Origin of the sequence: Bacillus sp. 7705b (assembly GCF_002289525.1) — a bacterium.
GTDB lineage: Bacteria > Bacillota > Bacilli > Bacillales > Bacillaceae > Bacillus > Bacillus halotolerans.
The window spans coordinates 41,284-61,189 of record NZ_NSDH01000003.1 but is presented as its reverse complement, the minus strand read 5'-3'; the positions used below and the strand labels follow the sequence as shown (position 1 = coordinate 61,189).

General features: G+C 41.3%; 19 protein-coding genes. 9 read left to right on the top strand and 10 right to left on the bottom strand.

All coding sequences use genetic code 11. From position 1 onward, the window contains the following. Positions 1-281 precede the first annotated feature (281 nt). Together CJU60_RS00705 and CJU60_RS00700 are read left to right on the top strand one after the other, a co-directional pair. Positions 282-2,465: a peptidase domain-containing ABC transporter gene (locus tag CJU60_RS00705; RefSeq protein WP_024123465.1), complete on the top strand. Its 2,184-nt coding sequence runs from the start codon at positions 282-284 to the stop codon at positions 2,463-2,465. Next, positions 2,466-3,938, top strand: a complete 1,473-nt coding sequence (locus CJU60_RS00700; protein WP_095712619.1) for a beta-barrel domain-containing protein — start codon at positions 2,466-2,468, stop codon at positions 3,936-3,938. It abuts the gene before it with no gap. Positions 3,939-4,255: 317 nt separating this feature from the next. On the opposite strand, the gene CJU60_RS00690 is transcribed toward CJU60_RS00700, so the two are convergent. Beyond that, complete coding sequence (locus CJU60_RS00690) at positions 4,256-5,398, bottom strand: TetR/AcrR family transcriptional regulator (protein WP_095712618.1); 1,143 nt, start codon at positions 5,396-5,398, stop codon at positions 4,256-4,258. 141 nt (positions 5,399-5,539) lie between these two features. Here CJU60_RS00690 and CJU60_RS00685 point away from each other — a divergent pair, with 141 nt between their 5' ends. Beyond that, complete coding sequence (locus CJU60_RS00685) at positions 5,540-6,877, top strand: aldehyde dehydrogenase family protein (RefSeq protein ID WP_095712617.1); 1,338 nt, start codon at positions 5,540-5,542, stop codon at positions 6,875-6,877. Between the two features lie 122 nt (positions 6,878-6,999). On the opposite strand, the gene CJU60_RS00680 is transcribed toward CJU60_RS00685, so the two are convergent. Together CJU60_RS00680 and CJU60_RS00675 are read right to left on the bottom strand one after the other, a co-directional pair. Next, entirely contained in the window at positions 7,000-7,425 is a 426-nt protein-coding gene (locus CJU60_RS00680; protein WP_024123470.1) for a DUF5391 family protein, read from the bottom strand. A 144-nt stretch (positions 7,426-7,569) separates the two neighbouring features. Then, a complete protein-coding gene (locus CJU60_RS00675) occupies positions 7,570-7,986 on the bottom strand; it encodes an aldo/keto reductase (protein WP_232351001.1) in 417 nt (138 codons plus the stop codon). Positions 7,987-8,259: 273 nt separating this feature from the next. Here CJU60_RS00675 and CJU60_RS00670 point away from each other — a divergent pair, with 273 nt between their 5' ends. Further along, positions 8,260-8,715, top strand: coding sequence for an RDD family protein (locus tag CJU60_RS00670; protein WP_095712616.1), 456 nt, complete (start codon positions 8,260-8,262; stop codon positions 8,713-8,715). Positions 8,716-8,768: 53 nt separating this feature from the next. Here CJU60_RS00670 and CJU60_RS00665 read toward each other — a convergent pair whose 3' ends face one another. The 3 genes from CJU60_RS00665 to yxaF all read right to left on the bottom strand — a co-directional run bounded on the left by CJU60_RS00665 (position 8,769) and on the right by yxaF (position 11,799). Further along, entirely contained in the window at positions 8,769-9,971 is a 1,203-nt protein-coding gene (locus CJU60_RS00665; protein ID WP_095712615.1) for a DUF418 domain-containing protein, read from the bottom strand. A gap of 149 nt (positions 9,972-10,120) precedes the next feature. After that, on the bottom strand, positions 10,121-11,134 hold the full coding sequence (locus CJU60_RS00660; RefSeq protein ID WP_095712614.1) for a quercetin 2,3-dioxygenase: 1,014 nt from the start codon (positions 11,132-11,134) through the stop codon (positions 10,121-10,123). A gap of 89 nt (positions 11,135-11,223) precedes the next feature. Beyond that, entirely contained in the window at positions 11,224-11,799 is a 576-nt protein-coding gene (gene yxaF / locus CJU60_RS00655) for a transcriptional regulator YxaF (RefSeq protein ID WP_095712613.1), read from the bottom strand. Between the two features lie 130 nt (positions 11,800-11,929). On the opposite strand from yxaF, the gene CJU60_RS00650 reads away from it, so the two are divergent. Continuing rightward, positions 11,930-13,000, top strand: coding sequence for an SDR family oxidoreductase (locus CJU60_RS00650; protein ID WP_095712612.1), 1,071 nt, complete (start codon positions 11,930-11,932; stop codon positions 12,998-13,000). Positions 13,001-13,069: 69 nt separating this feature from the next. On the opposite strand, the gene CJU60_RS00645 is transcribed toward CJU60_RS00650, so the two are convergent. Then, on the bottom strand, positions 13,070-13,501 hold the full coding sequence (locus CJU60_RS00645) for a MarR family winged helix-turn-helix transcriptional regulator (protein WP_095712611.1): 432 nt from the start codon (positions 13,499-13,501) through the stop codon (positions 13,070-13,072). Between the two features lie 223 nt (positions 13,502-13,724). Here CJU60_RS00645 and CJU60_RS00640 point away from each other — a divergent pair, with 223 nt between their 5' ends. Together CJU60_RS00640 and CJU60_RS00635 are read left to right on the top strand one after the other, a co-directional pair. Beyond that, on the top strand, positions 13,725-14,129 hold the full coding sequence (locus CJU60_RS00640) for a CidA/LrgA family holin-like protein (RefSeq protein WP_095712610.1): 405 nt from the start codon (positions 13,725-13,727) through the stop codon (positions 14,127-14,129). Next, positions 14,099-14,791, top strand: a complete 693-nt coding sequence (locus CJU60_RS00635; protein WP_095712609.1) for an LrgB family protein — start codon at positions 14,099-14,101, stop codon at positions 14,789-14,791. The genes CJU60_RS00640 and CJU60_RS00635 overlap by 31 nt, the downstream gene beginning before the upstream one ends. A gap of 131 nt (positions 14,792-14,922) precedes the next feature. Here CJU60_RS00635 and CJU60_RS00630 read toward each other — a convergent pair whose 3' ends face one another. Then, complete coding sequence (locus CJU60_RS00630; protein WP_095712608.1) at positions 14,923-15,429, bottom strand: DUF1433 domain-containing protein; 507 nt, start codon at positions 15,427-15,429, stop codon at positions 14,923-14,925. Between the two features lie 74 nt (positions 15,430-15,503). On the opposite strand from CJU60_RS00630, the gene CJU60_RS00625 reads away from it, so the two are divergent. Further along, on the top strand, positions 15,504-16,961 hold the full coding sequence (locus CJU60_RS00625; RefSeq protein WP_095712769.1) for a DUF2974 domain-containing protein: 1,458 nt from the start codon (positions 15,504-15,506) through the stop codon (positions 16,959-16,961). A 14-nt stretch (positions 16,962-16,975) separates the two neighbouring features. Further along, on the top strand, positions 16,976-17,386 hold the full coding sequence (locus CJU60_RS00620) for a hypothetical protein (protein WP_010332560.1): 411 nt from the start codon (positions 16,976-16,978) through the stop codon (positions 17,384-17,386). A 98-nt stretch (positions 17,387-17,484) separates the two neighbouring features. Here the strand turns inward: CJU60_RS00620 and CJU60_RS00615 are convergent, their stop codons facing one another. Further along, positions 17,485-18,516, bottom strand: a complete 1,032-nt coding sequence (locus CJU60_RS00615) for a polysaccharide pyruvyl transferase family protein (RefSeq protein WP_095712607.1) — start codon at positions 18,514-18,516, stop codon at positions 17,485-17,487. A gap of 88 nt (positions 18,517-18,604) precedes the next feature. After that, complete coding sequence (locus CJU60_RS00610) at positions 18,605-19,753, bottom strand: glycerate kinase (protein ID WP_095712606.1); 1,149 nt, start codon at positions 19,751-19,753, stop codon at positions 18,605-18,607. Positions 19,754-19,906: the final 153 nt, after the last annotated feature.

Below are 19,906 nucleotides of genomic sequence, written 5' to 3'. Positions count from 1 at the left end.
ATAGGAGTTGGTAAAATGAAATTGTTCTATATCTTTATAATCGCAGGGGGTTTATTTTGTATATCTCTTTCTTATTTTTTTCACTTAGGTGTATTTAATCTTGCTTTATATCTTATCTATATCAATTACGCATTTATATTATATAAACGTGCCAAAAGCTCTAAATAACAATAAATATTTACCTTAAAAAGGTTGACAAACCATGAAAATGTAATAAAATGATGTCTATTCTTTATATTATATATATTCTAAAAAATGACCTTCATTATGGAGAGTAGTATATGTTTTTTAATAGATATCATTGTGTACGACAACTTGATCAAAAAGATTGTGGAGCAGCCTGCCTATCAACAATTGCAAAACATTATGGCTCAAAGCTCTCTCTAGCTTATATACGTGACATTGCTGGAACTGATACACAAGGTACTAGTGCTCTTGGAATGGTAAAAGCCGCCGAACAGTTGGGGTTTTCAGCAAAAGCTGTGCGTGCAGAGCATACAGCTTTTGATCAGTCCATTACTCTTCCAGCAATTGCACATATTATTATAGATCAACAATTATTGCATTACGTTGTTATACATAAAATTAGTAAAGATAAAATTATCATTGCGGATCCTGGAAAAGGGCTCGTTACATATCAAAAAGATGATTTTTTTAAGATTTGGACAGGCATCTTAATACTTTTAGCACCTACTGAGACTTATAAAAAACAGACCGAGACAAGTAATATAAGTGCCGATATTTTCAGGTTGATTCTTCAGCAAAAATCGTTGATTATACATACGTTTTTAGCATCCTTTATTATTACCGTCTTCGGGATCCTCGGTACTTTTTACTTTCAGACGATCATCGATCAAATCCTACCTAATGGATTAAGTAACACATTACATATTCTTTCAATCGGCCTTTTGATTATGTATTTATTTAAGGTTTTCTTAATAGGTTTTAGGCAATACCTAATGATTCTCCTAGGTCAAAAATTAAGTATCTCCATCATGTTTGGATACTTTCAACATGTGCTTACTTTGCCAATGAAATTTTTCAGCAATAGAAAAGTCGGCGAAATTATATCCAGATTTACTGATGCTAATAAAGTGATCGATGCGGTTGTCAGTGCATCGCTTTCGGTCATACTCGATACCATTATGCTTATTATGGTTGGTATTTTCTTATATCTGCAGAATACTACTTTATTTCTCATCACATTGGCTTTCATACCTTTTTATATTTTGACGGTTTGGATTTTTATAAAACCCTACGAAAATATAAATAACACAGAAATGGAAAACAATGCGCAGCTGACTTCAAAGATTGTTGAGACGCTTAACGGCATCGAAACTGTTAAAGCATACAATGCGGAATATATGATGTCATTTGAAACAGAAAAAAGATTTGTGAAATACTTACGATCAGCTTTTAAACACGGAGTTATTGATAACCTTCAGAGTTCCATAAAAATGTTTTTGGATTTAGCAAGCGGTGCATTGATACTGTGGATCGGATCAACTCAGGTCATGAAAGGCACCCTTACTATCGGTCAGCTTATTACATATAATGCCTTATTAACCTACTTCTTAAATCCTTTACAAAACATCATCGGCCTACAATCTAAGCTTCAGTCAGCTTCTGTTGCGTCCAAAAGGCTCGGAGAAATTCTAAAGCTAGAACCCGAATTAATAGAGAAAGAGGCGCGAATAACATCGACGTCGTCAATTACAGGTCCGCTTTCTTTTAAAAAAATCAATTTTCGATACGGAACTCGAAGGCTCATCTTAAAAGATATTACACTGCATATTCAAAAAGGAGAGAAAGTTGCCTTTGTTGGAGAAAGCGGTTCAGGAAAATCTACTTTGACTAAGCTTTTAATGAAATTTTATACAGCTGAATCAGGTGAGGTTTCAATCAATGGTTATCATATAAATGATATTCACATCAATGCGTTAAGGGAAAGCATAAGTTATATACCTCAAGAATCTCATTTTATACAAGGATCAATTCTTGAAAACCTTTTGCTTGGGAACTCAGGCAGTTTTACCTTTGAAGAGATTATAGAAGTATGTAAACAAACTAAAGTACATGATTTTATCAATGATTTACCAATGAGATACGATACTCTTGTAGAAGAAAACGGGTCTAATTTATCTGGAGGCCAGAAGCAAAGACTCGCAATTGCCAGAGCATTATTAAGAAAACCTAACATTCTCATAATGGATGAATCAACTAGCAATCTCGATACGACAACCGAACAGGGAATATCAAAGATGATATACGATCAGACTGTTGATGTAACTACGATTATAATTGCTCATCGTTTGAGTACAATTATGAATTGCGACAAAATATTTGTCATGGAAAATGGAGAAATCATAGAGTATGGGAACCACAATGATTTATTGAAGAAAAAAGGCAAGTACTATGAGTTGTGGGAGAACCAAATGCCATCGAGAGAGATGGTGACAATTTAGATGAAACGTAACTTTTTCAATTTAAATGATTTGAGGGATAGCAGAGAATTCTACGAATCAAAACCCAAACCAATTGGTGTTTTCTTTACATATATACTGATAGCTTTACTTATTGCATGTATTGTTTTTAGTTTCTATGGAAAGAAAGAAGTGATTCTAAAAACGACAGCTGACATCCAATATACCAAGCCTAACAGCAACGTAACAAACGAAGTAGCCGGCAAAGTAAAAACAGTTGATATTAAACAGGTTGATAAGGTGAAAAAGGGAGATACTCTATTAACTCTAGACAATACTGAAATCCAAGCGCAGAAAAAAGCTGTTAAAGAAGATATCAAAGATTTAAAAGAACAAGCTGCGTTAAACAAAACTCTAAAAAAAAGTATTGAAAATGACAAAAATTTATTCAGCGAGAACGATCATTGGGGGGGTTATCAAGATCAATATCTCTCATATGAAAAACAAAGTAATTTGTTAGAGTCATCAAAAGAAAATGCAAAAACTCAGCAGAAAAAACTTAAGAAGCAGAAAATAAGCATAAAAAATAGTCTGGATAAGACAAAAAACAAAGTGAAACTAAAGCTTCAAAGAATTTCTGATCTGCAAGACTCCATTAAAAACAATAAATCCTTTGCCAAACAGGATGATAAGTACAATTCTTACTATAATAGTTATCAAACTAACAAACAAAATGTAGAGCAGCAGCTTGATGATCTACGGAAGATGAAAGATGGGCTCGATAAAAACAGTTTCTCACAGCAGAAAGAGAATCTAAACGGACAGCTTGAAAGTTTAAAACAAGATATGCTAGTAAAACTAAGTGAAGAAAAAGACGAATTAAATCAATCACTTGATGAGATTAACAGTTCAATGAAAAGTGACGATTCTGACAGTGATTCCGATAACTCAGAGGAAACAAATTATAAGCTTTCAATTGAACAGCTTAAAACAAACTTGCTAAATCAAACATCTCAAAAGCAAACAGATCTTCAGACCACTCTTAAATCAAAAGAAGATGATCTAAAGATGATAGATTTACAATTAGAAAAATATAAAATAAAAGCAACTAGTGACGGCTATGTTAATGTACTAACAAATATATCTCCAGGTGACAATTTACAAGCAGGCACTGCTATTTTGACTATTGTCCCTGATAAAGAGAAGCTTAGAGCTAACATTTATATTCCGAGTCATGAGATCACAAATATTAATGAAAAAGATGAAGTAAGATTCCATATTGAAAATACAAATCAAACCATTAAAGGTGTCATTATCAAAATAAGTCCAGACAGTATTAGTGATCAAAATGGGCAAAAATTTTATATTGCTGAAAGCAAAATAGAAAGCAAAGAAATAGTTAAAAATAACGGAACAAAAATACACTTAAAAAATGGCATGCAGACTGATGTATCTATTATTGTTGATTCAAAAAGATATATTGATTATTTTTTAGATACATTAAACTTACATTAATCCCCATCAAGAGAAGTGTGCATATATGCCTCAAAGCAGATGAGCATCTGCTTTGAGGCATTTTTTTTTTAGAAAGGTAGAGGACGTATAGAATCATGTTTCAAAACAAACTGTTATTTTTACTCTTTTTATTCTCTTCAATCGTTCGCCTTTTCTTTAATACAGTATTGTTCCCCACTGTAAGCTGGAAGTCTTGGACGGTGAATATTGTTTTTATTCTTTTGTCTCTTCTATTTCTCAATCTCACCTTAAAAGAAAGAAAATCAAAAGACCAAGTATCATAACGACCTAAAGCCCGGATTAAGTCTCCGGGCACTTCAAAGCAATACAACCTTATACTTCTTCACATCCAAAAACTGCAAAAACTCCCTCGTCAGCACTTCCGGCGCATACGCCTTCCCTTCATCGAGCCGATACAATATCAGCCCGATAATCATCGCCGATACATAATAGGCATAAAGCTTTTTCTCCGCAGGAATATTAGTTTGCTGATGCAGATAAAATGATTCCAACGCTTTGAGCATCTCGGGTATCACATGAGGAACACTCCAGTCCCGATTGAGCAAATGGACAATAGGCATGCGGTCTAAAGCAGAAAGCAGGCTGGCGAGCGCCTCCCTCGCTTCCTCTAAAGAAAGCTCATTCGGACTGAAGGCAATCGACAGGTGATCTATGATCTCCGCACACGCTTGCTGAATGATGGTCTGCAGCAATTCTTCTTTACTGGCATAGTGATCATAAAAGGTTGCGCGGCGGATATTGCTTTTCCGGGTAATGTCAGAAATCGTGATGGCCGCGTAGTCTTTTTTCTCTGACAATACGTCCAGCAAAGCCTTCTGCAGCGCTTCTCTCGTTCGAACCACACGCCTGTCGATTTGCTTGTCCTCCTGCCGCTCCCATGACGGAGCCTGTCCAAACAGCCAATAAAACCGCTTTTGAGAAACGAGCTCCCATACTTTTTGGCTGATGGCTTCCGGAGACGCCTCCGCATCCTCATTCAGCCAATACAGGATAATCGCGTACGTGTACAAGGCCCGGTAATGTCCGTAAATTTCCCGTTCGATCGGCGTCAAATTCACATGAATCGGTGCCAGCAACACATCCTGCTGAAACACATCCTTAAAAAAACGATGAAACTGTCCTCTGTTCATCATCGTGCCAAAAAAGGATAGATGCTCGTGGACAAAAGACAAAGTCGGATGCACGGTGTGCCATTTTTTATTTAAATGGAATGTGTCTATATGCTTGAAGGCGTTATAGAGCGCCTTGCCCAGACCTTCCTTCATGTCTACGATTACATCCTCAATAATGGAGAACTTGTCTTCATAATAAAGATAGAGTGTCCCGCGGCTCACTTGTGCGTGTTCAGCAATTTCTTTCATTGTAATCTGTCGAATATCCCTTTTTTCTAATAAATCCAGAAGCGCCTGTTTGATTTGAGCCTCAGCAGATTCCGGCAAAAGAGTCACCTCCAAACTTAGACAGATGTTCGATATATGTACGGTAACGTATAGATGATTCTCCGTTGTCTTTCTTATAGAAAAGATACCACTTTATAATAGTTCCGAGATAAGCAGAAAGCAAATCAGGGGGATTTTACAATGGAACAGCAAGTAAAAGACGACATTCAGCGCGTCTTCCAGCTTCAGAAAAAACAGCAAAAAGTGCTGCGCGCTTCAACAGCGGAACAGCGTAAAGAAAAGCTTCAGCGCTTTTTGGATTCCGTCATGGCACATGAAGAGGAAATCATCGAAGCGATCCGCAAAGACGTGCGGAAGCCATATCACGAGGTCAAAAAAGCGGAAATCGAGGGTACAAAAAAAGCGATCAGAGATAATATGAACAACCTGGAAACATGGATGGCACCCAAAGAAGTCGGTTCATCCTTAAGCTCTGATGCCAACGGAATCCTTATGTACGAGCCTAAAGGCGTCACGCTTATACTCGGTCCGTGGAACTACCCGTTTATGCTGACGATGGCGCCGCTTGCCGCTTCTATCGCTGCAGGAAACAGCGCCATTGTGAAGCTGTCAGACTTTACGATGAACACGAGCAATATTGCCGCAAAAGTCATCCGAGATGCTTTTGACGAAAAAGAAGTTGCCATTTTTGAAGGAGAGGTTGAAGTGGCCACTGAACTTCTTGATCAGCCGTTCGACCACATTTTCTTCACCGGAAGCACAAATGTCGGAAAAATCGTCATGACAGCCGCCGCCAAACACTTGTCATCTGTCACGCTTGAGCTTGGCGGCAAGAGTCCGACCATCATCGACAGTGAATACGACTTAATGGACGCAGCGAAAAAAATTGCTGTCGGCAAGTTCGTAAATGCCGGCCAAACCTGCATCGCACCGGATTATATCTTCATTAAAAAAGACGTGCAGGACAAGTTCGCAGGCATTTTACAAACCATTGTCAACGCAGGATTTATGGAAGATGATTACACGCCGGATCGAAACAAATTTACGCAAATTGTCAATGACCGCAACTTTAACCGCGTCAAAGCTTTATACGACGATGCCATCGAGAAAGGCGCCGAAGTCGTGTTCGGCGGCGTATTTGATGCAAGCGACCGTACGATCTCGCCAACCGTTTTGAAAAACATTACGCCAGATATGAAGATCATGCAGGAAGAAATCTTTGCACCGATCCTGCCGATGATGAACTATGAAGACATCGATGAGGTCATTGATTACGTAAATGACCGCGATAAACCGCTCGCGCTTTATGTATTCAGCCACAACCAAGACCTGATCGACAACGTCCTTCAGCACACCACATCAGGAAATGCAGCTATCAATGATGTCGTCGTTCATTTCAGTGACGTCAACCTGCCATTCGGCGGCGTAAATACAAGCGGAATCGGCTCTTACCATGGGGTATACGGATTTAAAGAGTTTTCTCATGAAAAAGGTGTGTTTATTCAAGCAGCTAAATAAACATGATTTAGAGAATCTGCATCATCTTGCAGGTTCTCTTTTTCTATCATCCCCGACAAAGTTTCATAACAATAAATAAATGTAGTTCACAGAAAAATCATGCATTAACACAAAATAGAAAACTATGTAAAATCCCTTGTGACAGGTTTCTTTGGCGCAGAACGAAACGCTGCAAAAAACCAAATGATGTTTACAGCCGCTGAAGCGAGACAGAGCCCCATCACAGTGATCACATCAGAGAGCGGATGGTCACTGAATATACTGACCATCAGCACAATGGCGGCAGTAGATAAGTGAATCAGCAAACCCATGCCGCAAAGCGCCGCCATCACATATCTCATTGCATCCACACCCAGCATGTAAATGAGGATTGGAATGAGATAGAAAACAAGTATCATACCAATTGCCGACCACATACCGATAGAGTTGAACTGATTGGCTGAGGACCCCGTGTCTGCCAGCGGAGAAAGTGAAGCCGCAGCAATCATCACGCAAAAAAGGATCGCAGAAATCGCAGTCATGATCACCACGCTATTTTTTCTGGACATGATCAATTGACACCTCCTAAAATAGAAATATTAACCTTTATTATCATAAGGTAATATCTAATAGAAATCGATGGGTTTTCTAAAAACACCCATAAAAAAAGATATACTCCATTCATTTGAAATAGAGTATAACTGGAAAAAACGTTAAGAACTGAACATCTGATCCATTTGTTTCAGTTCATCTTCTGATAAATGAAGATTTGCTGTTTTGATATTCGTCTTGAGCTGGCCAGGCCGAGTGGCTCCAGGAATGATCAAATCAATCCCAGGCTGATGCAGCAGCCATGACAAAGCGACCTGTGCCGGCTCCGCTTGTTTTTGTTCAGCAAACCGCTTTAATTTCTCCAGCTTCGCTTCGATCAGCTCCCACATCTGCTGCAAGTCACTTTGCTTCTGTTTCAATTTCTCCTGGTAATTTCTTAGCAGCTCGCGCTGAGTATCATCCAAGCGATCTGTCTGTTCCTGCAGGCTGAGGAACGGCTTCATTTCCTCTAAAGACATGCCCGTTTTCTTCAAACATCTGATGAACAGCAGTCGTTTCTTATTATCCTCACTAAACACCCGATGCCCTTCGCCTTTCGTTTATCCGGCAGAAGCAAGCCAATTTTCTCATCATAACGAACTACATCCTCAGTCAATTGGCACTGCTTTATGGCTTCTAATAATGTATAAGACATGTTTTTTAATCATCTCTGGTATATTTATATAGTAGAAAACAAAGGATAAAAGACTCATTTTTCAGTAATATCAGGATTTTATCACCATATCATATTGCAAAAGCTTTTTTTACAAAGTATACTGTTCCAGATTAATTCAAAGGAGAGAGAAATATACATGGAAAAACCGGCAGGATTTTGGATTCGTGTTTTAGCTTATTTGATTGATGGCATTATTGTATCTGTTCCTAGCTATATTATTCTATTTATTATCAATTCCGTATTTATCGCTGGATCCATCGCAACAGACCCATACATGACAAAAGACGAATATATGGTGAAATACTTAACGCTTGCCTTTTTGCCAGCCATGCTGATTATGATCGTCATCAGTGTGTTATATTACGGGCTGCTTACAGCTTCTAAAATGCAAGGTACGCTCGGCAAGAAAATTCTCGGGCTGAAAGTAGTCAATGAACAAGGCGGACGCGTGTCTATCGGGCAGGCAATCGGCCGTTACTTTGCGTACATATTATCTGGAATTATCTTTTATATCGGTTTTATCATGGTGGCATTCGGAGAGAAAAAAGGCCTGCATGACATCATTTGCCGTACACGGGTTGTATATAAATAATTGAAAACATGAAAAAGTCTAGACGTCAATTATGAGTCTAGACTTTTATTTATCTATGATTTCTTCAAGATTGGCTGCCACTTCATATACGTAAGACTCCTCCAAAACCATTCAAACGGTCCCATTCGGAATGCCCGCAGCCAAAGGTGACTGGTGATCATTTGAAGGGCACATACCGCGATCGTGATCAGCACGCCCGCAGCCGGATATACTTTTCCGTATAACCCTAACCCGTAATGATAGAAAATCCACGTACAAATGATTGATTGCATGAGATAGTTGGTAAATGCCATTCTCCCGACTGCGGAAAAGTATTGCAGCGGCTTAGCCAGTCTTGTCTTATGATAAAGATACACAATCGTTGTGACGTAGAAAAACATAAGAAAAGGTGCTCCAACCAGCAAAAATACTTCTATTTCGGTCACACTGTACAATATATGAGCGCTGATGCCAATGACCAGCCCCAACAGCCATACTCTTTTTAACGCTTTGCGGTGCTTTTCCGGCTGATGCAGCAATCTTGATTTTGCCGCCGCGGCGCCCAGCAAAAACATACTGAAATATGGGATGGAGGCAAAAAAGAAATTCAGCGGATTATAGGTCAGCATGCCATTCATTGACATATAAACGAGCCGATCGTGGATTCGCTGTTCCGCAATATCTTTCAAGCTGCCGTTTCCGTAAGCATGCAGCGCCTGCTTCGCTTGCTGAATGGCTGCTTGTGCCCATTCTTGTCCGTTTGCTTGATGAAAGCTTGCCAAAATGAACGGAAGAGAAAACAGGAGATACAAAGAGACTGCCCATATCAACAGTGTTTTCGGCTTTGCTTTTCTGAACAAAAGTAAAACCAAACCAAGCAGGGCGTATTCCGTTAAGATATCCCCGTCCCATATCAAAAAAGCATGAATGGTTCCAAAGATGAAGAGTGCCAATAATCTTCTGATATAAAGCGGGACAAAACGTTTTCCTTTGCTTAACGCTCTCTCCATCATCACCACCATGCCAAACCCAAATAAAAATGAAAACAGTAAAATACATTTGGTTTGAATCAAAAATTTCAATATTTCTGCTGCAGCAAAGTCTGCACCAGACCACTTTTCCGTGAAAAAATTATCCTTTCCAAGCATAGACAAATACATATCCGGATAACTGAAGTGCGCCAAATTCACAAATAGGATGCCGAAAATGGCAATTCCTCTTAACACGTCAAGCACACCAATCCGCTCATTTGTCAGAGTCGGCTGTAATGAAGCCATATGGATCACGCTCCTTTTTTCTATACCTCAAGCGTATGAAAAAAAGAAGCGAAGAAACATCGATTTAGGTGGCAGCAAAAAGGAAAAACCTTACAATCTTGTCACCTTCACAATAAAAACCAGGCTTCACAGGAAGCCCGGCGGAGATATTATGGTTTCATGACCTTTAAATCTAATGTCTCGATATTCTGCAAGACACGGTCGAATCGCAAAGCTTGAGGCTCACTCGGGAAAATATGCCCTTCATACGGATCTCCTAACGTGCGGAAAAACGGCTCGAATAAGCCCGGAGCCAATACACCCACCATTTTTGTATAGTGAGAATCCAAGCGATATGAGTGTACAGTGTTGGCAGGAACATGCAGGAAATCTCCAGGATTAAGCTGAATTTCTTCACCATCGGCCCACATCGTCATTTGCCCTTCAAGGCAATAGAAAGTTTCTGTATGATGCTCATGGTAATGATCAACGACGCGATCGCCTTTAGGACCTTCAGATGATACAACGATAAATTGCCCGTCCGTATTCTTTTGCGCAGCCACAATGCGGTGAAGCTGATCGCCCGTCAATAGGCGGTCTCCTTCTCCAGACTCAAGCACATATGGAACAACGCCAGCCGGAAGTTCTGTATTCTCCACTAGTTTTGGAGCACCGGCAGGGGTTTCATCCTCCGCAAATATAATGTCCGCCGCCTCAGCCGCTTTTGCAAAACGCTCTTTTGATACCTCTTCGCTTGCGTGCGGTGGATGTTCAGCGTGATCATACGGCGTTCCAAGCACGGAATACATATGTGCGACATTCCCTTTCATTGTGTAAGACACCAGCCGTGTTCTGTGGCTATGCATCCGGTAGCTGTGCGGCGTTCCGGCCGGAATGTTCGCATAATCACCAGCTACTAAAAGATGATGTTCTCCATCAAGCGTCAGTTCAAGCTTACCGTCAAGAACAAGAAGCCCTTCATGCGTATTTTTGTGAATATGAAGCGGAAAGGCATCTCCTTTTCCCCCAGAAAGCAGCACGATCTCGAACAAACCTCCCGTGCTCTTTCCGTTTGCCATCACTGTCGCGACCTGTCTGCCGAACAAATAGCGCTCTCCCTCTCCGCTGCGTAGCAAGTAAGGCACTTTTTCTTTGGGCAGTGAATGTTTACTTAACGTTTTCATGTTGTTTCCTCCAATTTAGACCAGTCTATATATTTTAGGTTTCCTACTAGACCGTTCTATATAATTGTAGGGGAAAGGATAACAAATTGCTACCCTTTTTTCCTCACCAATAATGGAATTTGTTCGGCAATGAGAAGAAGGGGCGTTTTGTCTTTATTCGTTAAAGAAAGCATAATGCCGCCTTCAATCATCGAATTAATCAGCATTCCAAGCTGGCTTGCTTCTTCTTCTGCAAATCCGTTTTCCATTAATTTTTTGGCGAAAACCGCTTCCCAGCTTTTAAACACTTTCATGCAAACCGTGCGCAGCGGCTCGCTGATTAACGCCGTTTCACTCGCCAGCAAGCCGACTGGAATCCCTTGAATGCTTTCCGTATTGTCAAACTGGCTGGCGGTTTTTTTGATAAAACGCTGAATCGCTTCAACAGGATCAGAGGATTCATCCATGCTTTTCTGTATCACATGTTCAACGATCTTACCCGTATATGTAACCGCTTCAATTGCTAATTCTTCTTTACCATTCGGAAAAAAGTGATATAGCGATCCCTTAGGAGCACCGCTTTCCTTCACAATCTGGTTTAAGCCCGTCGCGTGATATCCTTGCAGCTGGAACAGACGTGACGCTGTGTGAAGGATTTTTTCACGTGAATCTCCTCTGCTAGTCATTGAAACATTCCCTCCTAGGTATGGTAGAGCGACTTATATAATATAAAAAAGAACCGTGGGATTGTCAAAAGGGGTAAGAACCTCCTGGATGGGGTAAAAGTAGACAAACATGTCTAGGAGGGGATTCTCGATGACAACTGATGATACGGTCACCAATACTGAACAGCTTGAAAAACAGCAAAACCCGAAAACGAAGCTCAAACTGAAAAAAGTAAAGGATCAAGTCATCGTCATTACCGGTGCTACAAGCGGAATCGGCCTCGTCACCGCGCGAATGGCGGCCGAAAAAGGAGCAAAAGTCGTCGCAGCAGCCCGAAATGAAGACGCCCTTCAGGAGCTCGTTGATGAAGTAAAGAAAAAAGGGCACGAAGCCATCTATGTAAAAGCGGATGTGGGAAAAGAAGAAGACGTCAACCGCATCGCAGAAACCGCGATCAGCACATTCGGCCGCTTTGACACATGGGTTAACAACGCCGCTGTTTCGGTTTTCGGACACGCCATGGATGTTACCACCGAAGACATGAAGCGCGTGTTTGACACCAATTTCTGGGGTCCGGTCTATGGAACAAGGGCAGCCGTCAAACACTTTACAAGCAGAGGCGGTCCGGGTGCTCTCATCAATGTAGGAAGCCTGTTCGGCGACAGAGGAACCGTTATACAATCCACCTACGCGTCTGCGAAATTCGCGCTTCACGGATGGACAGAAAGCATCCGAATGGAGCTTGAAAAAGAACAGGCACCCGTCTCGGTCACACTCATCCATCCAGGCAGAATCGACACGCCTTACAACGAACACGCCAGAAGCTACCTGGACAAACAGCCGGCTCATTACCGCTCTATGATCTACCCGCCGGAAGCTGCAGCCGAAGCCATTCTGTTTGCCGCTGAACATCCGAAACGCGACATGTACATCGGCTCACAGGCAAAAGCCATCTCCATGCTGGGTGCACTCTTCCCCCGGCTGACCGACAGACTGATGGAAAAAATCATGTACTGCAGCCAGCATGCGGAAAGACCGTCCAAACCGCGTGAAGAAAGCGCGCTTTACCATGCGGGCTACGGCATGCCTGACAGGGGGACAAATAAAGGGTGGCTTCGGTCAAGAAGCTATTATGTAAAGGCCACAAAGCGCCCAGCGGTAACTGCGGCTGCGGCTGTCGGGCTTGCTTGTGTCTGGGCTGCCGTTAAACGCACCAAATGAGACCTTCCATCATTTGATTGCACACCATAAAAACCCATGCAGTTAACATAACGCATGGGTTTTTTGATGTTAATCGACAAAGGCCTTGTTCATACGCTGCAGAAGTTCGCCAAACATCTCTTTTTCATGTATTGACCACTCTTTCAGCATCTGTTCATAACGTTCTAAGCGCATCTGCTGATCTGCCTTTAATGCTTGTTTGCCGAGTTTTGTAATGGTAAACAGACTGACTCTTCTATCGGAAGGATCGGTAAAACGATAGATGAGCTCCTTGGCCTCTAAAGCTGCAGCTTGTCTGGAAAGAGTAGAAATATCAAGCTTAAACGACTCCGCCAGCTCTTTTACACGAGCGGGTCCAAACTCATCCAATTGTCTCAATAATAAGTAAGAGGATCTCTCCAAATTCCCTGTTCTTTTCTCTGATTGATCCAGATAAACAGCTCTCCTGATAAACGTGGTCAGCTCATATTCAATCAATTCGACTGGATTCTGTTTTTGCAATGGCTTTCGCTCCCCATTCCGATGTTTGACATTGACAGCATTCTATATACTTGTATAATACAAATGTATAAGCTCTGTATGAATAAGTATTGGATGATAAAATCTATTTATTTACTTGTATAGTACAACCATATAAAAAGAAAGTAAAGTCATTCCTCAGAACAAACCAAAAGGAAGTCAACCAGAAAGGAGGAAGCTGTTCTAATAGAGAGCAGTACTTGCTGTGAAAATCATTCGAATAATTTTGCAAGTGTTGATATTATATGTGTTTTTTATCATCGGAGAAGCACTTCAGCATCTGTTTCATTTACCGATATCAGGAAGCATAGTGGGCTTGGTATTGCTGCTGATCTGCTTAGCCCTCCGTATTGTGCCGGTTGCCATTATTGAAGACGGAGCCGGGTTTTTATTGTCCTTTCTGCCATTATTATTCATTCCGGCAATGACCGGAGTGATGAAGTATCCATCTCTCGTTTCATTAAATGGGTTGATGTTGCTGATTACAGTCGTTTTGAGCACCATCTTCACGATCATTGCAGCAGGAGCCGCCAGCCAAGTTCTGGAAAAGAGAGCCAACAAACGAAAGGAGAAAAAGAAATGCAGCAAGCATGTATCGCAATCATTATAATTCTTTTGACAGTTGCGGCTTACTTAGCGATGGTACAGCTCTACAAGCGATTCCCTTTTCCATTTCTTATCCCTGTTCTGACAACGACAATTTTGATTGTCGCGTGTTTGGCGATGTTCCATATTTCGTATGAAGGCTATATGATCGGGGGAAAATGGATCAATTCTTTGCTTGGGCCGGCTGTTGTGGCACTGGCATATCCGCTTTATAAACAACGGCACATTATTATGAAATACAGTATTCCCATTATAGGCGGTGTGCTGGTCGGGTTGTGTATGGGGATGATCAGCGGACTCATTTTCGCAGAAGCATTCGGGATCAATCATGACCTCGTATTGTCCATTCTGCCGAAGTCGATCACAACCCCAGTTGCTATCCAAATTGCCGCCGGCCTTGGCGGTGTTCCTTCCATGACAGTCGTATTTGTCATGATCGCGGGTTTTTCAGGCGTCATTCTCGGGCCGCTGATCCTAAACTGGCTTCGTATCCGCAGTTCACTCGGAAAAGGCATCGCATTAGGCAGCGCCTCCCATGCACTCGGCACCTCAAAAGCATTTGAATATGGAGAACTGGCTGTATCCATGAGTTCGGTCTCAATGACACTTTGTGCGGTACTCGGCTCATTCTTTGGGCCGCTCGTCGTCTGGCTGTTTCATATTTAACAAAAAAAGACTGCATTCAGTGGGCAGTCTTTTTCCATATCTATTTTACGCTGCTGATGCCGAACTGGCGTCTTGGAAAATGGCAAAGAGGAGAAAGTAAACCGATCAAAATAAACAGGCATTTCGCCTGTTTATTTTGATTCTCCAATGTCTTTTAAATATTGTTCCCGTTCTTCTTTCGTCAAACTATTTAAAAAGTCTTCTTTAACCTCTTTATCAAAATCATCCCAGTTTTCAAATCGATCCGCTAAGTCTTTAGAATAACCTATTGAATCTACTTTATCAGTTCCATATCTTAAGGAGACATCGAATGAGAACTTTTCAGGATTGTTGTTTACGTACCCTGTTAGTTCAATCATTCCCATTGGGCTGATTGAGACATTCTTATCAAACGTTATCTCATTTACAAAATGATGTATATCATCCTTCTTCAATTTTTCCTTTATTTTCGGTTTCATTTTTTCAGCATATTCTTCTGCTTTTTGTTGATCATTTTTCTCCTCTGTATTCACGCTCTGATTCCCCCCAGATTTATCTGATGATTGATTAGAATTTGAGTTTTTATGATTAAAGTAAACAATTCCTATTAAAAGTACTATAATCATGCCAACAAAAAGTGTTTTTTTGGAAAATGACATGGTTTTTCACCCTTTTTTATTTTATTATACTAGATATGTAAAGATTAGGAGTGTTGCGATTGTCTCATAAATACATGTCTAAAAAATTAACCGATGAAGATTTCAACCTTATTTCAAATAATGCTTATAAAATAGGAAAATACCATGTTGGAGAAACCATTGAAGTCAGTAATGGAGAAAAATTATACGTTATCGATTATAAAAAAACAGAAAAGGGCCTTAACGCTCTTACTCTTGTTTCCCGTGAGGATTACCGTAATTCTCATGAAGGCAAACACCCTGAAAAAATCCAAAACGCCATCATCGCATACCGCGGGTCAGAACCTATCAGCACTAACCAATTAAAAGAAACGATTAAGGAAACAAATCAGCGTGGAAAAAGAGAAGAGCTCATTAAAGAACTAGAGAAAAAAGGGATCAATATTCCAGCTGAAGAAGATGGGTCTTCTTTTGACTCAGTAACAGGTTTCTCTGAATATGCAAATGAAATCATCCAAGATTGGCTTCACATGGATACTAGTTATCTAGTTGGCAAAAAGCCGTTTGATGATGGAACAGATAACCAGGCCATTCAGGCAGATCAATATGCAAAAACAATACATAAGGATTTTAAAAATGCTGACATTCAAGTAACGGGTCACTCATTAGGCGGATCTAATGCAAGCTATGCAGTCGTGATGAATGACTTTATCAAACGCGGTGTCACTTTCGAGAATCCTAACATATATGAAAACCTGCCTGAGGATGTAAAAGCCCAGGCGTTAAAGGGAGAGTTTCGCAGCCGTTTAACAGAATATATTAATTTAAATGATGGATTATCCTTGCTGAATCGGGATGCTGCTGAAGTAGGCAAAGTAAAAGTGATGTATGACGAAGCTTTGCCCAATGGTGTACAGAATAATAGCCTCCCTGATGAAGTGAAAATGCTGGGTCTTGGACTGAAACATTATGGCAATCAATCTCTTGATATCACACTATTTGCTGAAGCCTTGATGGGAAGTCACGGCTTGGATCGATACAGCTTCCATTCAGATGGCTCTGCCCAAACTGTGGATGATGTTTTAAAGAACAACCCTGACTTTGCATTAACGATGCTTAAGCAAATGAAATCAACGAATGTGAAGGCCAATACAGGTGTTTCGATTCTCATTAAGTCACATGTATTGATGAATACAAGCACCCAGTTAAAACATATCGCTGAATCAGAATGGTCTAAGATTATACGCCAGATTGAAAGAATTGATGACAAAGTAAAGGATTCAATTGAGGATGTCAGGAATATGCATACACGAATGGTTGGTTTTGGCGCCTATGATGAATTATCAGTTTCCGATGTCGATGATCTGATCAATAAGATCAAAATGAACAAACCGCACCACCTTTTTTACTCAAAAGAAAAATATGATCAGGCAGTAGATGCAGCGCTCAATCTGCAACACTTTCTACAGATGATTGCAGATGATCTCGGACATATGGGACATGCGTATCATGATGCAGATCTGGCAGCGGCCAGTCGAATGGGGATTTCATAAGGAGAGAAAGAGACATGGATTTTATGAATAAGAAACCAACAGACGCTGACCGTTTTATGCAAAGAATGACGAGTCAGCATTCAAGCACTTCGATTTTTTCAAATGCTGGTGTAAATACCTCTGAAATGACACCTGAACAATTGGCTGCGTTCAAAGAGAGGAAGAGACAAGAACAAAAATTGGCGTTAATGAATTCAATCAAAAAACAATTAAGCTATGCATTCCAGGAAGACCGTAAGAATTTGTCTTCGATCCTTGAAAACATTACAGATGCCGAGCAGGCTATAAAGACAAAACGAGAAATCCTCAACCATCATATGTCTGGAAAAGCAATAGATAGTGTCACTGATAAAATGAAAGATCACCTTTCATTTGATAAAGTTCATTCTGATGTTTCGAGTGTAATCAATTCCATTGGCTTATAAGGTAGAGAGTCAATATCGCTTAAAATAAGGAAGATATCATCTCCGACAAAGTGGCGCAGCACAGAAAAAGCAGACTGTTCCCAGTCTGCTTTTTTCCATTACGATCTAAAGAAATCAACCAGCGGCTGAAAATCCTTAGACAAATCAACATCATTCGGCTCAGCTTGAAGCAGGCGGTCAATCATTTGCTCTAATTCCTCAATATCGTTTTTATCTGTGTATTCAATGAAGTTTAAGCTTTCAAGCCAATCCCGGTATGAATGTTTAGCTTTGCCGTAGCTATTTCCAAAGACGAGGCATGGCGTTTTTGTGATAATCGAGAAGATCATAGCGTGAAGGCGGTCTGTCACCACCAATTTACTGGAACCAATGCGGTCGAGCATTTCCATGAAATGCTTTTCCCGATCCTCGTAATCAATCATATCGACCGTATCAAGCACCGTGTCTGTACGCTCCGCATAGGTTGTTTTTTCTGCCCATTTCATCATGTGTGAAATAAAATCTTCATCGGTTACCTTCTCCTTGTCCGCTCTTAAAATAAAAAGAACGCCGTCCCGTTCAAGCTCTTTCGGTACGATATCCAAAGACAGCACCATATCCGGTGTAAAGATGACATCTGAATTGAAGGTTTCTTTCACAACATCGAGCGTCTGTGTCTCCCGCGCGGCAATCGTTAAATTTGGATTTTGATGGTACGCATCCTGTGTTTTTTTCTTTTCTTTGTTTCCGTCCTCTGTATCTTCAAAATAGACGGATTGCGGAAGAGAAATGGATTTATAGTCTTTAAACGCTGCAAAGACCTTCCTTCTGTCCTCCTCAATATCAAGGTAAAGGTTCCCCAGATTTCCTCCGCCGGTAAAGCAGACAATATCGTCTTCACGGATGATCTCCTTCACCAATTCAATGCCTTCGTCCGTCGCGTAGTCCATAATTTCAATATATTCATAGTACGGAAAATGATTTTTAATAAATTTCTCTTCCGCATACGCAATCGCTTGGTCTCCGATGTTTGTGTAACTCGGAGAACCAAACAAAAATACTTTTCGTTTATCATTTAATAAGGCTTCGGGTTTTACATTCGGTGCGATCCCTTTTACTAGTTTTTTGCCTTTGATTTCTTGTACAGTCATGTCTGTGTCCTCCTTCTAGGTTGTGTTTGGTTATCTGTCTGTACCCAGAAAGGAGGGTGTATATGCATGGGCATGTGCTTGACCGGCTTTATGTCAGATCCATCGTTTTCGCTAGTTTTAAGGATGCGGCAATGTTTCTTGCCGTTCTTTCCATATTCTCGGCTGCATGCTCAAGTGCGTCTGCAAGGGGCACGGCTCCCGGCACGATGCTGAAAAGGGTGTCCATCCCGTGTTCATAGACCGCATCACTGTCTCGCGAAACTGATCCTGCAAGTCCAATGACAGGCACATCGTATGCCTTAGCCGCTTTGGCCACGCCAATCGGCGTCTTGCCGTAAACTGTCTGGCTGTCAATCCGCCCTTCGCCGGTAATCACAAGATCTGCATCCTGAACCTTGCTTTCAAACTGGACCGCATCGAGGACGATATCAATGCCTCTTTTCAAATCAGCATGGAGAAAAGTAAGCAGACTCCATCCGAGACCGCCTGCTGCACCGGCGCCCTCTGTTTCCCTGAAGCTTGTTTCAAGCGTTGTTTCTGCCACATCCGCAAAGTGAGACAGGTTCTGGTCAAGTATACGCACCATGTCAGGCGTGGCGCCTTTTTGAGGACCGAAAACAGCGGAAGCCCCTCTTGGCCCTGTTAACGGGTTATCCACGTCGCAGGCGACTTCGATTTTCACATTTCGTAATCTGGGATCAAGTCCTGCCACATCTATTGAGGAAAGCTGAGAAAGCGCACCGCCTCCGGGGCCGATTTCATAGCCTGATTCATCAAGAAGCCTTCCGCCCAGCGCCTGAACCATCCCGGCTCCGCCATCATTTGTGGCGCTTCCGCCGATTCCGATGATCAAATGCTCTGCACCCGCATCAAGAGCCGCTGCGATTAACTCTCCCGTTCCTCTAGTAGAAGTGACAAGCGGATTCCTCTTCTCTGCGGGCACAAGATGCAACCCTGATGCGGCAGCCATCTCAATCACAGCTGATTTTCCGTCTCCCATTATGCCAAAAAACGCTTTAACCGGTTCCCCCAGCGGACCCGTGACAATCTGCTCTGTTATGGTTCCGCCCGTGGCATCAATTAATGACTGGACAGTCCCCTCACCGCCGTCCGCCATCGGCAGCTTCCGATATTCGGCATCGGGGAAAACTGTTTTGAAGCCTCTTTCTATGGCGTGAGCAGCCTCTAACGCTGATAAGCTTTCCTTAAAAGAATCCGGTGCAATAATGATTTTCATCCAATCGCCTCTTTCAAAAAATGATGATTCACACTGTCTTTTCTTCAATTTACCATAGTGAAGATGCACAATACATATTGAGTAATTGGGAAAAATTTTATAAAAAATTAGAAATGAAAGTGTTTGCATTAATAAAACATTCACGTTATCATA

Excerpts from the sequence above, each read along its gene's own strand:
- CJU60_RS00705 (WP_024123465.1), top strand. The coding sequence starts at position 282 with ATGTTTTTTAATAGATATCATTGTGTACGACAACTTGATCAAAAAGAT.
- CJU60_RS00700 (WP_095712619.1), top strand. The coding sequence starts at position 2,466 with ATGAAACGTAACTTTTTCAATTTAAATGATTTGAGGGATAGCAGAGAA.
- CJU60_RS00685 (WP_095712617.1), top strand. The coding sequence starts at position 5,540 with ATGGAACAGCAAGTAAAAGACGACATTCAGCGCGTCTTCCAGCTTCAG.
- CJU60_RS00680 (WP_024123470.1), bottom strand. The coding sequence starts at position 7,425 with ATGTCCAGAAAAAATAGCGTGGTGATCATGACTGCGATTTCTGCGATC.
- CJU60_RS00670 (WP_095712616.1), top strand. The coding sequence starts at position 8,260 with ATGGAAAAACCGGCAGGATTTTGGATTCGTGTTTTAGCTTATTTGATT.
- CJU60_RS00665 (WP_095712615.1), bottom strand. The coding sequence starts at position 9,971 with ATGGCTTCATTACAGCCGACTCTGACAAATGAGCGGATTGGTGTGCTT.
- CJU60_RS00660 (WP_095712614.1), bottom strand. The coding sequence starts at position 11,134 with ATGAAAACGTTAAGTAAACATTCACTGCCCAAAGAAAAAGTGCCTTAC.
- yxaF (WP_095712613.1), bottom strand. The coding sequence starts at position 11,799 with ATGACTAGCAGAGGAGATTCACGTGAAAAAATCCTTCACACAGCGTCA.
- CJU60_RS00650 (WP_095712612.1), top strand. The coding sequence starts at position 11,930 with ATGACAACTGATGATACGGTCACCAATACTGAACAGCTTGAAAAACAG.
- CJU60_RS00635 (WP_095712609.1), top strand. The coding sequence starts at position 14,099 with ATGCAGCAAGCATGTATCGCAATCATTATAATTCTTTTGACAGTTGCG.
- CJU60_RS00630 (WP_095712608.1), bottom strand. The coding sequence starts at position 15,429 with ATGTCATTTTCCAAAAAAACACTTTTTGTTGGCATGATTATAGTACTT.
- CJU60_RS00625 (WP_095712769.1), top strand. The coding sequence starts at position 15,504 with ATGTCTAAAAAATTAACCGATGAAGATTTCAACCTTATTTCAAATAAT.
- CJU60_RS00620 (WP_010332560.1), top strand. The coding sequence starts at position 16,976 with ATGGATTTTATGAATAAGAAACCAACAGACGCTGACCGTTTTATGCAA.
- CJU60_RS00615 (WP_095712607.1), bottom strand. The coding sequence starts at position 18,516 with ATGACTGTACAAGAAATCAAAGGCAAAAAACTAGTAAAAGGGATCGCA.
- CJU60_RS00610 (WP_095712606.1), bottom strand. The coding sequence starts at position 19,753 with ATGAAAATCATTATTGCACCGGATTCTTTTAAGGAAAGCTTATCAGCG.